Here is a 12,598-nt window from a genome sequence, read left to right as displayed (position 1 = left end):
GCCCTTCCAGGACGGTCCGAAGGACCACCCCGGAATATCAGCCCCCTCGCCGCCCCTGTTCGGCGAACTCGTGCTTGCTGTCGTGGCCGCCGATGAACACCAGGATGCCGGCGAGCAGAGGCAAGACCGCCAGCACCAACAAGCCGGTCGAGGTCTGGCCGGTGGCTTCCTTGACCCAGCCGATAAGGTAGGGACCGCCGAAGCCGGCGAGGTTGCCGATCGAGTTGATCAGGGCGATGCCGCCGGCCGCCGCCGTGCCGGAGAGCCAGGCGGTCGGCAGGGTCCAGAACACGCCGAAGCAGCAGAACACCCCGATCGCGGCGACAGTCAGCACCACCATCGTCATGGTGGGATCGGTGAGATAGGAGGAGACGGCAAGCGCAGCGGCGGTAAGCAGCAGCGGCGCGCCGACATGCATCACGCGCTCGCGCGTGGCGTCCGAGTGCCGCGCCCACAGGATCATCGCGATGGTGCCGAACAGATATGGGATCGCGGTGACGAAGCCGGTCTGCGCATTTGTGAGGCCGAACGCCTTGACGATCTGCGGCAGCCAGAACTGCATGCCGTAGAGCGCGCCGACGAAGCCGAAATAGACCAGGCTGAGCGCGATCACCTTCGGCGACGACAAGGCCTCGCCGAGCGACAGATGCTTCACCGCCTGCTTGGCCACGACTTCCGAATTGAGCCTGGACTTGAGCCAGGCCTTCTGCTCGGCAGAGAGCCAGTCCGCCTTTTCCGGCCTGTCGGTGAGATAGAACCAGGTGACGATGCCGAGCAGCACGGAAGGAATGCCCTCGATGATGAACAGCCACTGCCAGCCCTTCAGCCCCATCGCACCGTCGAGTCCGAGCAGCAGGCCCGAGACCGGCGCGCCGATCACGGTCGAGACCGGAACGGCGATGGCGAAGGCCGCGAGGAAGCGGGCGCGATATTCGGCCGGATACCAATAGGTGAGATAGAGGATGATGCCGGGGAAGAAGCCGGCTTCGGCGACGCCGAGCAGGAAGCGCAGCACGTAGAAGCTCGTGACACCGCTCGTGAGCGCCATCAGCCCCGAGATGATGCCCCAGGTCACCATGATGCGGGCGATCCAGCGGCTGGCGCCGAATTTCTCCAGTGCCAGATTGCTCGGCACCTCGAAGATGAAATAGCCGATGAAGAAGATGCCGGCGCCCCAGGAGAAGATCAGCGGCGTGAACTTCAGCTCGGCGTTCATGGTCAGCGCAGCGAAGCCGAGATTGACGCGGTCGAGATAGGAGAAGAAGTAGGCCAGCACCAGGAACGGAATCAGGCGCCAGGAGATAGCGCGAATCGTCGAGGTCTCGATTTCGCTCTTGGCGCCGCCGGTCGAACCGGCATAGGTCGTGGTCTGGCTCATGGCTTCCCCCGGGGTTGTTGCTTTTATTGGCTGAGAGCGGTTTTGAGCATCATCGGCCAAGAGTCAATGGAGCGAGCAATGCAAGGGGCGCAGCCGGATAAACCTGTTGCGCCGTTACGGACATCCCTGATCCGCGCCGGGCTGGCGCTGGCGGTGATCGTCTGCGGGCTGTCCTTGCGCTGGTACGGTTTTCCGCTCGGCCTGCCCGCCTTCGTGGGTGAAGTACGGCGGCTCGCTGCTGTGGGCAACGATGGTGTTTCTGCTGGCGGGCGTTTTGCTGCCCCGGCTGCCACGAGCGCAGATCGCGGCCATCGCGATGGTGATCGCGGTCGTCGTCAAGTTTTCCCGGCAGGTGCATACGCCGTGGCTCGATACGTTCAGGCTGACCACAGCCGGGGCGCTGCTCTTGGGGCGCATCTTCTCGCTGTGGAATTTGCTGGCGTACGGTGTCGGGATTGCGTTCGGCGTTTGGATTGATCGATTCGTCGCGATGCGTAGGGTAGGTCAGCCGAAGGCGTAACCCACCACCTTCGCTTCCGCGGAAATAGACAGTGGTGGATTACGCTGCGCCAATCCGGCTTACGACGACATCCTCACTCCGCCAGCTGAAATTTCTCGAACCGATCGAGCTCCTCCTCGATCTTCTGCTTCAGCTCCTTGCGCGCCGCCGTCTTCTTGCCCTGCCCGACCCAGGTCCATTTCTGCATCAGCAGCTTCTTCGCCTGCCGGTCGGTCTTCAGATCGAGCGCGGCGACGATTTCGTCGCCGACCAGCACGGGGAGCGCGAAATAGCCGAGCTTGCGGCTCGCCTTGGGCACATAGGCCTCGAACAGATGGTTGTAGCCGAAGAAGAGATTGGTGCGCTTGCGCTGGATGATCAGCGGATCGAACGGCGAGAGGATGTGGACGAGATCGGAGGACGCGCGCTCGCCCGGCTCGATCGCTGCCGGCTGTGCCCAGTGCTCCTGCTTGCCGGCACCGTCGATCGTCACGGGCACGAGTTCGCCACGGCGGGCGCGCGAGGCGATCAGGCCCGCCACCGCCGCCTTGCGCGGCGCGTCGAGATGGCAGATCGAATCGAGGCTCACCACGCCCTGCGACCGTAGCGCGCGGTCGAGCAGATAGGCCGTGATGTCCTTGGTCGAGGCCGGCTTCGGCAGCTTGTCCCAGCCGAAATGGCGCGTCATCAGCTCATAGGTCTTGAGCATGCCCTGGCGCTCGCTGATGGTCACGGCCCCCGTATAGAAGGCGAGTTGCAACGCCCGCTTCGAGGGTTTTCGGCTCTGCCAGAGATGCTCCTTCTCGGTGAGCACGTCGTCCTCGATGTCGCGGATCGTCAGCGGGCCGGCGCGCACCAGCCGCATCACCTTGCGCATGTCGGCAGGCATCACCGAGGCGAACCATTTGTGCCCCTCGCGGCGGTGCTCGCGCATGGCCGGCAGGAAGAAGCGGAAGTCGCCGGCCGGCACGTAAGAGAGCGCATGCGTCCAATATTCAAAGACGCTTCTGTCCACGCTCTGGGCGTGGCGCAGATCGGCGCGGCGGTAGGACGGGATGCGGCTGAACAGGATGTGGTGATGGCAGCGCTCGATCACGTTGATGGTGTCGATCTGTACATAGCCGAGATGGGCGACTGCGTCGGCGACGGCCTGCGCCCCGCCTCCGAACGGCGCGCGCTCATCCAGCCGCTGGGCATGAAGCCAGATCTGCCGGGCCTGTGTCGTGGTGAGTGGAATCGGTTTGGGCGCGCGGGACATTGCGGGAAGGAATGTAGCGGAATTCGCGCCGGGAGAAAGGAGACGGCAAAGCATCGGCCAAAGAAAAAACGCGCTGCCAACTGCTGACAGCGCGGTCGATGGGCGCGCCTCGCGCCTATTTCATCGTCATCGCCTTCTGCGACTTCATGTAGTGCATGCAGGCGCTCTTCATCTTGCCATTGCTCATGTCGGTGTTAGCCATGGCCATTTCCTTGTTGGCCGCCACCTTGGCCGGCGTGTCGGCGGTGCGAAGGTGGAGGCTCAGCGGTCATCTTTCGGGGCTTTGGACCGGTCGCCGACGCTGCCCGTGGCGACGTCCGGCTCGCACGCGGCTCTGCCGCGCCCCTCCGCCTGGCAGCGATAGACACTGCCGGTGAGACGATCGACCAGCCACATGTTCTCGTCGGTCGACCCTTCAAGCCCGACATAGCGGGCGGTCATCCCTGTGATCAGCGTCGATAGAAGGATCGCCACCGCGATCATGGCCGCGCCGATATAGACGGGCATTGAGCTCAGGGGCACTGTCCGTTCCGTCGGGCCACTGCGATAGGTCTGGTAGTCACTTGGCCTCGGCACTGGATGGAACTCGGCTCCCTCGCTCGTGATTGTCGGTTGAAGGGGCTAGGCGCGCATCTGGCCGACATCTTGTCCGCGAGCTGACCATGCCGCGACGGCTTTGCGACGATCGATGTCCACGCCGCAAAATGCGTTAGGATCACTCCGGGAGCGGCTATAGCCACCGTGACCAAGATCACATTAGGTGCTTTGAACCTTCCCTATGCTCGCAGCATCAAATCGCCATCAGGCGTAACAGCGAGGATACGACAATGACCCGTTTTGTTAATTTTTTTGGACTGAAGGCGATTACTCTCTCGGCAGCGCTGTCGATGACGGCGGGCCTCGCCCTGGCCGGCGACAACAACGTCTCCACAGGCCAGATCCTGGATGCACTGAAGCCGAAGCCGGCGACCCGCGGCCTCTCCGCCGGTCCGCAGGCCGATCCAGCGGTGCAGGCCAAGGAATCGACCTTCCTGAATACGGTGCGCAACCGCTCGACCCGGTCGCTCTCGACCGGCGAGCGCGACCAGATCGCCGAGCTCGCGGCGACCAAGCCTAACATCGATCTGGAAATCCAGTTCGACTACAACTCGGCCAACATCGCCAAGACCTCGGTATCGTCGGTGCAGGCGCTCGGCAAGGCCCTGTCCGATCCGTCGCTCAAGGGCTCGACCTTCGTGGTCGCCGGCCACACCGATGCGGTCGGCGGCGAAGAATACAATCAGGGCCTCTCCGAACGTCGCGCCGACACCATCAAGAAGTACCTGGTGCAGAACTACGGCCTCACCGGCACCGATCTCGTCACCGTCGGCTACGGCAAGACCAAGCTGAAGGATACCGCCAACGGGGCCGACCCCATCAACCGCCGCGTCCAGGTCGTGAACATGGATACCAAGACCGCGTCGAAGTAATTCCCGGTCATCGCCAATGAAGACGCCGCCTGCCGTTCCCCCGGCAAGCGGCGATGTCATATCCAGCTCTGGAACAGCATCAGCCGGCCGAAGGTTTGCATCGACGCGCCGACAAACGCCGCGGAGATCGGCAGCATGACCGCAAAACCGATCGCTGCGATGCCGACATAGGCCCACAGCATCCAGCGGGGCAGACCGTCCCGGCGCAGCACGTAGACCAGCGCGAGCGACGCCACGGTCGCAGCCGGCAGATAATAGTAGATGAAGCCGAGCGTGCGCGGCAGCAACGCCCAGGCGAGCCAGGACCCGAAGTAGAAGGCCGCAATCAGGAACGCATCCCAGCGACGCGCGACGACGAAATCGCGCAGCACGACCGCGAGCGCGAGCAACGCGGGCCACAGCACCAGCGGATTTCCGAGGAAGACGATTGCGGAGACGTTGTCCTCCGTGGTCTTGTCGAACAGGAACCATACCGGTCGCGCGAGCAACGGCCAGGATGGCCACGCGCTCATATAGGTGTGGCCGGCGATCGCGGTCGTGGTGTTGTCGGCGAAGATCCGGCGCTGCGCCTCGATCAGATCCGATAGCGACAATCCATAGAGCGGAACGAACGCGGCGAGATACGTCAGCGCCGGCAGCACGGCAAAGCACAGCGCGGCATGCTGCATCCGAAAATCGGGCCACAGATCGGGCCGATACCAGTCACTCGGCTTCGCGTCGGCAAACAGCGTGCGCCAGCCCTGCATCAGGCGGATCGCCGCGACGATGACGATGCAGATTCCGAGCGGAAACAGGCCGCTCCATTTGCAGGCCGCAGCACAGCCGAACAGGCTGCCCGCGAGCGCGAACAACGCATGCGGGCGATCCCTTCGAAAACCGTGCATGAAGGCGGCCATCGCGAGCAGGCCGAAGCCCAACGCAAAAATGTCGAGCATCGCAATGCGCGCCTGCACGTACAGCATCTGGTTGCAGCCGGCGATCAGCGCGCAGGCGATCGCAGGTCCTTGCGCGGCGAACAGCGCGAGGCCGCACAGATAGGTCGCGACGATCGCGAGCGCCCCGAACAATGTCGCGGGATAGCGCCAGCCCAGCGCGTGGTCGCCGAAGCCCGCGATCGAGACCGCGATCAGCTCCTTGGCCAGCGGCGGATGCATCGGATTGAGCATCGGTTGCGACATCGCCGGTGCCAGCATCTGCCGCGCAGCCGGCACGTAGTGCACCTCGTCGAAGACGAACTTCTCCGGCGTCGTGAGGCCGATCAGCAGCGCGAGATGCGCGACCAGGAAAATCACGACAGCAATCACTGCGCTCCGCGACACCTTCGGAACTGCGGGCAAGTCGAGCGGCATTTGTGGGGAAGTTTTGCGTGGCAAATTTGCGTCACCGCGGACAAAAACAAAGATCGCGCTTTTCATTGAACGCATTCTGCCGCAACTGTCACTAAGCATAACGCAGGTCCCGCGCCGCTTGTGATAATTTCGCCACATCGCAAGCGCGCGCGATCCGGTACGATCAGGGACAAATCGATCGATTGCGAATGAATTTGCGTTTCTGGCTTTTCTCCACGCTGTTGTCGGCCGCCTTGTGCGCAGCGCCTTGCGCGCAAGCGCAGACGCGCGTCGGTGAAGCCGTCGTGATCCAGAACGAGGTCGTGCGCGTGGCCGCGACCACGACGCCGATCAGTGTCGGTGATGGCATGCTGCGCGACGAGACCGTGCGCACCGGCTCCGACAGCGCAGCGCGCTTCGTGATGGCCGACAGCACCAATCTGTCACTCGGCCCGAGCGCGACGCTCAAGCTCGACCGCACCGTCTTCAACGACGAGCACAGCTATCGCGACGTCGCGATCCGCATGACCACCGGCGCATTCCGTTTCGTTACGGGACATTCCGCGAAGACCGCCTACAAGATCACGACGCCGCTCGCGACCATCGGCGTGCGCGGCACCACGCTCGATATCCTGTCCCAGCGCGGCCGCTCGGTCGTCGTGCTGCAGGACGGCGCCGCCAGCGTGTGCACGACGAGCTTGCAGTGCGTGCAGCTCACGCAGCCCGGCGACACCGCGATCATCACCTCGACCGGCGGCAAGGTCTCTATCAGTAAGACCAATACGCCGCCCTGGACCTTTGCCGCGACCTGCGCCGCGAGCGCCGGGCTGTGCGCGGTCAACCAATATGCGGAGGCGTCGCCGACCATCACGCCCGCCGTCCATGACGACGGCATGCTGTGCGGGCGCTGACAATGGAGGTATTCAACGTCAGGCGCTTCATCCTCGTGCTGACCGCCGCGGCTGCGGTTGCGTTTGTCGCGGTCGATGCCCGTCCGGCGGCAGCCGCCACGAATTGCGCGTCCGAGTGCGGAGGGCCGACGCCCACCCCGGCGCCGAGCTATTCATCCTCGCCGACGCCGACCTACAGCCCCTCGCCCTCGAGCCCCTACCCGTCATCGTCGCCGAGCCCTTATCCGTCCTCCTCGCCGAGCCCGACGCCGACGCCGACCGGCGCGGATTCCAGCGGCAACTCGATCGGCGGCCTTGCCAATCAGCGCTTCAACCAGATGATCACCAACCGGGTGCTCGGCACGGTGCTGCTCGGCGTCAACGAGCAGGTCAATTGTAGCAACTGCATCAGCGCGTTCGGCTCCGCGGGCTCGTTTTCGGCGGGCATCCACGGCCGCAAGGAGCTGACCAACAATCTGTCACTGCTCGCCGGCATCGCCTACACGCAGTACAGCGAGGGCGGCTACAACATCACCAGCGCGCCGATCGGCGCTTTCGCGCTGCGCTATGACTTCACCGACTGGGGCTCGTCGCGCCCGTTCTTCGACATCGGCACGATCCTGACGCCATGGGAGAAGGCGCGCTACACCCGCAGCTACAACACCAACCTCGGCCCGGTGAGCGTCACGAGTTCGACCAACGCCTCGAACTACGCCGTCTACGGCCGCGCCGGCTGGATGAGCCGTGTGTCGCCCCGCGACGAGGTCGCCGCCTCGATCGAGGTCTGGCAACTCTGGCAGCGCGTCTCGGGCTATACCGACAGCGCGGTGGCGTTCAATCCGTTCGACGCCAGCATCGCGACCGGCACCGACCGCACCAACCTGGTCAAGATCGGCGGCCAGTGGACACATCTCTACGGCAGCAATATCGAGGTTAACATCAATGGCGGCTGGGTGCAGTCGTTCGCCAGCCATAGCGGCATCGTCGCCACCGTGACCGGCGACGGCACGGTGGTGCCGACCATGGGCAACCAGGGCTGGTTCGAATATGGCGGCCGGCTCGGCTTCCGCGTGCAGAAGGGCTGGATCGTGGACCTGTTCGCCAACGGCACGCTGGGTCCGCAGCCGGTGGGTAACACCATCCATGGCGGCGTGGGGCTGCGGATCAATTATTAATTCCTCATGGTGAGGAGGCGCGCGCGCGCCGTCTCGAACCATGCAGGCCCCGCTTTAGCAGCTCGGCCTTTCATCCTTCGAGACGCTTGCTGCGCAAGCTCCTCAGGATGAGGAGTCCGGTCTTAGGCCGAACCGCCACCGCCTCACGCCGCCGACTTGCCCTCGAACGCGCGGCGCAGCACATCCTCATCCAGCTTGACCATCTTCATCATGGCCTGCATCGCGCGTGCGGCGGCGGCCTTGTCGGGGCTCGAGAGGAATTCAAACATCACCTTCGGCACCACCTGCCAGGACACGCCGTAGCGGTCATGCAGCCAGCCGCATTGCTCTTCCTTGCCGCCATGGGCCAGGAAGGCATTCCAGACGCTGTCGACCTGGGCCTGATCGTCGCAATGGATCATGAGCGAGAGCGCGTGGGTGTATTCCATCTTCATGCCGCCGTTGAGCGCGACCAGAGGCTGTCCGGCGACCGTGAACTCGACCACCAGCACGGAGCCTTCCTTGCCGGACGGGTTGTCCGAAACGTTGCGCTGAACGTGCATGATCTCCGAATTCGGAACGAGCGAGACGTAGAATTTCGCGGCTTCCTCGGCATCGCCGTTGAACCACATGCAGGGCACGACCTTTGACATCTTGAATGCTCCTCTTCAGTTTCGTGGTGTCGTGGCTTGGATCAGGCGTTCGACATGTCGGACTGCGCGGCAAAGGCTGCCATGTCCATCCAGTTCACACCCCACATGTGGCCGTCCGGATCCTCGAAGCTGCGGCCGTACATGAAACTGTATTCGTCCTTCGGGCCGGGATCGGCCGCCCCGCCCGCCGCCGCGGCCCTACCGACGATATCGTCGACCTCGTTGCGGCTGTCCGCGGACAGGCAGAATAGCGCCTGGTTCGAGGTCTTGGCATCCGAGATCGGCTTCGGTGTGAACTGGCGGAATTTGTCGTGGGTCAGCAGCATGGCGAAGATGGTCTCTGAAAAGACCATGCAACTCGCCGTATCGTCGCTGAATTGCGGGTTCCTGACCGCGCCGACCGCCTCGTAAAAGGCGGTGGCGCGCTTGAGGTCAGTCACCGGAAGATTGACGAAAATCATTTTGGGCATCGAAAGCTCCTTGGGCGGGGTTCTACCCAAGGACGGATGGCTGGGCAGCCATCCGACATCGCTTCCGGATATTTTTCGCTCCCTAACCTGCGGGGTTCTGTCGCATCGCCCCCCGCGCGGTTTTGGGCAGCCTTACTTCTTCTCGTTCGGATCGCGGTGAATGGGATCGACCCACAGCACGGTCTCGGGCTTCTCGACCGGCTCGATGTCGAGGTTGATCGCGACCGCCTCGCCGTCACTGCGCACCAGCACGCATTCCAGCACTTCGTCGCGGCTGGCATTGATCTCCTGATGCGGCACGTAGGGCGGGACGAAAATGAAGTCGCCGGGGCCGGCCTCCGCGGTGAATTGCAGGCTCTCGCCCCAACGCATCCGCGCCTTGCCCTTCACCACGTAGATGACGCTTTCGAGATGGCCGTGGTGATGCGCGCCGGTCTTGGCGTCGGGCTTGATGCTGACCGTGCCCGCCCACAATTTCTGCGCACCGACGCGCGCGATAAATTGATCGCGGCCGCGCGGTCCATGCCCGCTGTCGACGGCACGTTGGTATCGAGCTGGTTGCCGGGAATGACGCGCACGCCGTCATGTTTCCAGCGATCGTCATGATCGTGGTCATGGTGGGAATGCGAATGGTCATGGCCGGTCATGGGACTTGCTTTCTGTTGGTTCCGTGCGCGGCAAATTAACCCAAAGCCGCGTCCGCAAGCCATACCAAAATCGGAACCCTCATAGCCGTCGGGCGTTGTCTCAGTAAGCAAACCGCAAGGAGAGTTTCATGGGTAGCACGACCGACAAGATCAAGGGCACCGCCAACGAGGCAATGGGCAAGGCCAAGCAGGGCATCGGCGAAGCCACCGGCTCCGACCGCATGAAGGGCGAAGGCGCAGTCCAGGAAGTGAAGGGCAAGGGCCAGCGGGCCATGGGTGACGCCAAGGACGCCGCAAAAGACGCGGTCGATCGCGCTGCGGCTGCGGCCAAGCGCGGAACGCAATAATACGTTCCAGCATTGAGACAAACAAGACTGAAAGCGAAAGACCGGCCGAGAGGCCGGTCTTTTGTTTGCGGGCTTACTTCACCCCGAGCAATTCCACGTCGAACATCAGCGTTGCATTCGGCGGGATCGCGCCGCCTGCGCCGCGGGCGCCATACCCGAGCTGCGGCGGAATGATCAGCGTACGCTTGCCGCCGACCTTCATGGAGGCAACGCCCTCGTCCCAGCCGCCGATGACACGGCCCTTGCCGATCGGGAATTCGAACGGTTCGTTGCGATCGACCGACGAGTCGAATTTCTTGCCCTTCTGGCCGTTCTCGTAAAGCCAGCCGGTATAGTGCATCACGCAAATCTGTCCGGGCTTCGGCGAAGCGCCGGTGCCGACGACGCTATCGGTGATCTGCAATCCTGAAGCTGTGGTCATGGTCTTTCCTGCGGTCTGGGCCGAGGCCGTTGTGGAAACGAACGTCGACACACTGCCGATCACGGTGATCGCAAGTGCCGACATGATGGCGAGGAGCACGCGCTGTAAACGCTGCATAAGACACCTTCCGTTTGAGGCGGAAGGTGTCTAGCGCAACGAGCATGCGGTTTCCACCCCTCAGACCTCGATATTTTCCAGCCGCACGGGCAGCTTGCGGATACGCTGGCCCGTGGCGTGGTAGATCGCATTGCAGATCGCCGCATTGGTGCCGACATTGGCAAGCTCGCCGAGGCCCTTCACGCCTGCCGGGTTGATGTGATCGTCCTGCTCGGAGAGCAGTATCACCTCGACACCGGGCACGTCGGCATTCACAGGCACGAGATAGTCGGCAAGATTGTCATTGACGTAGCGCGCATTGCGCTCGTCGATCTCGGTGGCCTCCAGCAACGCTGAGGACATGCCCCAGATCAGGCCGCCCATGAGCTGGCTGCGCGCCGTGCGCGGATTCATGATACGGCCCGCCGCGAAGGCTCCCACCAGCCGCGGCGCACGGATTTCATGGGTAAAGCGGTTGACGCGGACCTCGACGAACTCGGCACCGAAGGCATAGGCAATCTTTTCCTTCATCGAGTGACCACCGACGAGGCGCGCGTGCCCGCTGTGCATGGCTGTGAAGGAGTCCAGCGGCGCGCCTTCCGGCTTCCACTCGCCGTATTCCTCGACGACGCCGACACCGAGCGCGTCGAAGGCCTTGTCCAGATCGAGCGGACGATCGCTCTTCGCCGCCTGCGTGCTTGGCGTCTGGCTGATGCCAACAGTCTCCTTGGCCTTGTCGGCGAGGCTGTCGCCCGGCATCACGGCCTTGAACAGCCTTTGGCGGATTTGATCGCACACCATCATCACCGCCGAGCAGGTGCTGGCGGTCGAGTTCGAACCGCCGGCAACCGGCGCCGGCGGCAGGTCGCTGTCACCCACGAAGACCGCGACCTTTTCCAGGGGCACGCCGAGCCGCTCGGACGCTGTCTGGGCGATGACGGTGTATGCACCGGTACCGATCTCGTGACCGGCAATCTCGACCCGGGTACGGCCGTCGCGCTGGAGACGGACGCGCGCGGCGGACGGCGCCATCTGCGTCGGATAGCAGGTGGCGGCACAGCCATAGCCAACCAGCCAGTCGCCGTCCGACATCGATTTCGGCTGCGGCGAACGCTGCGACCAGCCGAACGCCTTGGCGGCCTCATCGAAGCACGCCATCAATGACCGGGACGTATAGGGCTTGCCGCCGATCGGCTCAACGGTGGTGTCGTTGATGCGGCGGAGCTCGACCGGATCCATGTTCAGCTTCGCCGCGAGTTCGTCCATCGCGCTCTCCAGCGCGAAGAGATATGGCACCTCCGGCGGTGAGCGCATGAAGCCCGGCGTGTTGCGGTCGGCGCGCACAATCGACACCAGACTGCTGACGTTCGGGCAGGCATAGAGCCGCGTCGTCGTCTTGGTGCCGCCGACGCAATAGGCATCCGGACGCGACGAAACCTCGGAGCCCTCGTGCCTCAAAGCCGCCAGCTTGCCGTCCCGGCCAGCACCAAGCCTGATCTCATGGCGCGTCTCGGCGCGGTAGGTCGCGATGGTGAAACCCTGGTCGCGGGTCGGCACCAGCTTGATCGGCCGGTTCAGGCGCTTGGCGATGCCGGCGATAATGGCGGTTCGCGGCGTCATCGAGCCGCGCGAACCAAAGCCGCCGCCAACATAGGGATTGACGACACGGACCTTGTCGGCGTCGATGCCGAGCTGCTCGGCGACGCCGTTCTTCAGGCCATAGACATATTGGCTGCCCTCATAGATGACGAGGTTATCGCCCATCCAGGCGCAGCTCGTCGTAAACAGCTCCATCGGGTTGTGGTGCTGGGTCGGCGTGTCATAGGAGGCGGTGAGCTTGACCTCAGCCTGGTCGAACGCCTTGGCGAAATCGCCGACCTCCGGGTCTTCCTTGAACTGCGAGTTTTGCCCTTTCGCCGCAGCCGTGGTCGTTCCCGGCGAGTCGAAGCTCGCACTCGGCGCTACGGCCGTGTAGCTGACCTTGACGC

At 63.8% G+C, this 12,598-nt stretch carries 12 protein-coding genes and 2 pseudogenes; 5 read left to right on the top strand and 9 right to left on the bottom strand.

The window, feature by feature from the left end:
- Nucleotides 1–37: 37 nt before the first annotated feature.
- Nucleotides 38–1,378 (bottom strand): MFS transporter, encoded by a 1,341-nt coding sequence (locus tag ACVWW3_RS01615; protein WP_456651096.1) that lies wholly within the window; start codon nucleotides 1,376–1,378, stop codon nucleotides 38–40.
- Between the two features lie 78 nt (nucleotides 1,379–1,456).
- On the opposite strand from ACVWW3_RS01615, the pseudogene ACVWW3_RS01610 reads away from it, so the two are divergent.
- Nucleotides 1,457–1,898: pseudogene (locus ACVWW3_RS01610) on the top strand (ribosomal maturation YjgA family protein).
- A 73-nt stretch (nucleotides 1,899–1,971) separates the two neighbouring features.
- On the opposite strand, the gene ACVWW3_RS01605 reads toward ACVWW3_RS01610, so the two are convergent.
- Both ACVWW3_RS01605 and ACVWW3_RS01600 read right to left on the bottom strand, forming a co-directional pair.
- On the bottom strand, nucleotides 1,972–3,135 hold the full coding sequence (locus ACVWW3_RS01605; protein WP_456651097.1) for a winged helix-turn-helix domain-containing protein: 1,164 nt from the start codon (nucleotides 3,133–3,135) through the stop codon (nucleotides 1,972–1,974).
- Nucleotides 3,136–3,396: 261 nt separating this feature from the next.
- On the bottom strand, nucleotides 3,397–3,642 hold the full coding sequence (locus ACVWW3_RS01600; RefSeq protein WP_354045706.1) for a hypothetical protein: 246 nt from the start codon (nucleotides 3,640–3,642) through the stop codon (nucleotides 3,397–3,399).
- A gap of 320 nt (nucleotides 3,643–3,962) precedes the next feature.
- Here ACVWW3_RS01600 and ACVWW3_RS01595 point away from each other — a divergent pair, with 320 nt between their 5' ends.
- Nucleotides 3,963–4,604 (top strand): OmpA family protein, encoded by a 642-nt coding sequence (locus tag ACVWW3_RS01595; protein WP_456651098.1) that lies wholly within the window; start codon nucleotides 3,963–3,965, stop codon nucleotides 4,602–4,604.
- Nucleotides 4,605–4,660: 56 nt separating this feature from the next.
- Here ACVWW3_RS01595 and ACVWW3_RS01590 read toward each other — a convergent pair whose 3' ends face one another.
- Nucleotides 4,661–6,091: a phospholipid carrier-dependent glycosyltransferase gene (locus ACVWW3_RS01590; protein WP_456651099.1), complete on the bottom strand. Its 1,431-nt coding sequence runs from the start codon at nucleotides 6,089–6,091 to the stop codon at nucleotides 4,661–4,663.
- A 50-nt stretch (nucleotides 6,092–6,141) separates the two neighbouring features.
- On the opposite strand from ACVWW3_RS01590, the gene ACVWW3_RS01585 reads away from it, so the two are divergent.
- Nucleotides 6,142–6,843: a FecR family protein gene (locus ACVWW3_RS01585; RefSeq protein ID WP_456651100.1), complete on the top strand. Its 702-nt coding sequence runs from the start codon at nucleotides 6,142–6,144 to the stop codon at nucleotides 6,841–6,843.
- A 2-nt stretch (nucleotides 6,844–6,845) separates the two neighbouring features.
- Complete coding sequence (locus tag ACVWW3_RS01580; RefSeq protein WP_456651101.1) at nucleotides 6,846–7,997, top strand: hypothetical protein; 1,152 nt, start codon at nucleotides 6,846–6,848, stop codon at nucleotides 7,995–7,997.
- Between the two features lie 143 nt (nucleotides 7,998–8,140).
- Here the strand turns inward: ACVWW3_RS01580 and ACVWW3_RS01575 are convergent, their stop codons facing one another.
- The 3 genes and pseudogenes from ACVWW3_RS01575 to ACVWW3_RS01565 all read right to left on the bottom strand — a co-directional run bounded on the left by ACVWW3_RS01575 (nucleotide 8,141) and on the right by ACVWW3_RS01565 (nucleotide 9,746).
- Nucleotides 8,141–8,629 (bottom strand): VOC family protein, encoded by a 489-nt coding sequence (locus ACVWW3_RS01575; protein ID WP_456651102.1) that lies wholly within the window; start codon nucleotides 8,627–8,629, stop codon nucleotides 8,141–8,143.
- A 41-nt stretch (nucleotides 8,630–8,670) separates the two neighbouring features.
- Nucleotides 8,671–9,099 carry a VOC family protein gene (locus ACVWW3_RS01570; RefSeq protein WP_247440690.1) on the bottom strand — a complete coding sequence of 143 codons (429 nt, stop codon included), beginning with the start codon at nucleotides 9,097–9,099 and terminating at the stop codon, nucleotides 8,671–8,673.
- A gap of 132 nt (nucleotides 9,100–9,231) precedes the next feature.
- A pseudogene (locus ACVWW3_RS01565) lies at nucleotides 9,232–9,746 on the bottom strand (cupin domain-containing protein).
- A gap of 128 nt (nucleotides 9,747–9,874) precedes the next feature.
- Between ACVWW3_RS01565 and ACVWW3_RS01560 the strand changes: the two are divergent.
- Nucleotides 9,875–10,093 carry a CsbD family protein gene (locus ACVWW3_RS01560; protein WP_456651103.1) on the top strand — a complete coding sequence of 73 codons (219 nt, stop codon included), beginning with the start codon at nucleotides 9,875–9,877 and terminating at the stop codon, nucleotides 10,091–10,093.
- A 73-nt stretch (nucleotides 10,094–10,166) separates the two neighbouring features.
- Here the strand turns inward: ACVWW3_RS01560 and ACVWW3_RS01555 are convergent, their stop codons facing one another.
- Both ACVWW3_RS01555 and ACVWW3_RS01550 read right to left on the bottom strand, forming a co-directional pair.
- Nucleotides 10,167–10,631 carry an FKBP-type peptidyl-prolyl cis-trans isomerase gene (locus ACVWW3_RS01555; protein ID WP_456651104.1) on the bottom strand — a complete coding sequence of 155 codons (465 nt, stop codon included), beginning with the start codon at nucleotides 10,629–10,631 and terminating at the stop codon, nucleotides 10,167–10,169.
- Nucleotides 10,632–10,691: 60 nt separating this feature from the next.
- Nucleotides 10,692–12,598 (bottom strand): xanthine dehydrogenase family protein molybdopterin-binding subunit (locus ACVWW3_RS01550; RefSeq protein WP_456671826.1); only part of this gene is annotated, 1,907 nt, incomplete at its 5' end.

Source organism: Bradyrhizobium sp. LM2.9 (genome assembly GCF_054056555.1).
The sequence above is the reverse complement of the archived record's forward strand: the minus strand, read 5'-3'. Positions and strand labels throughout refer to the sequence as shown.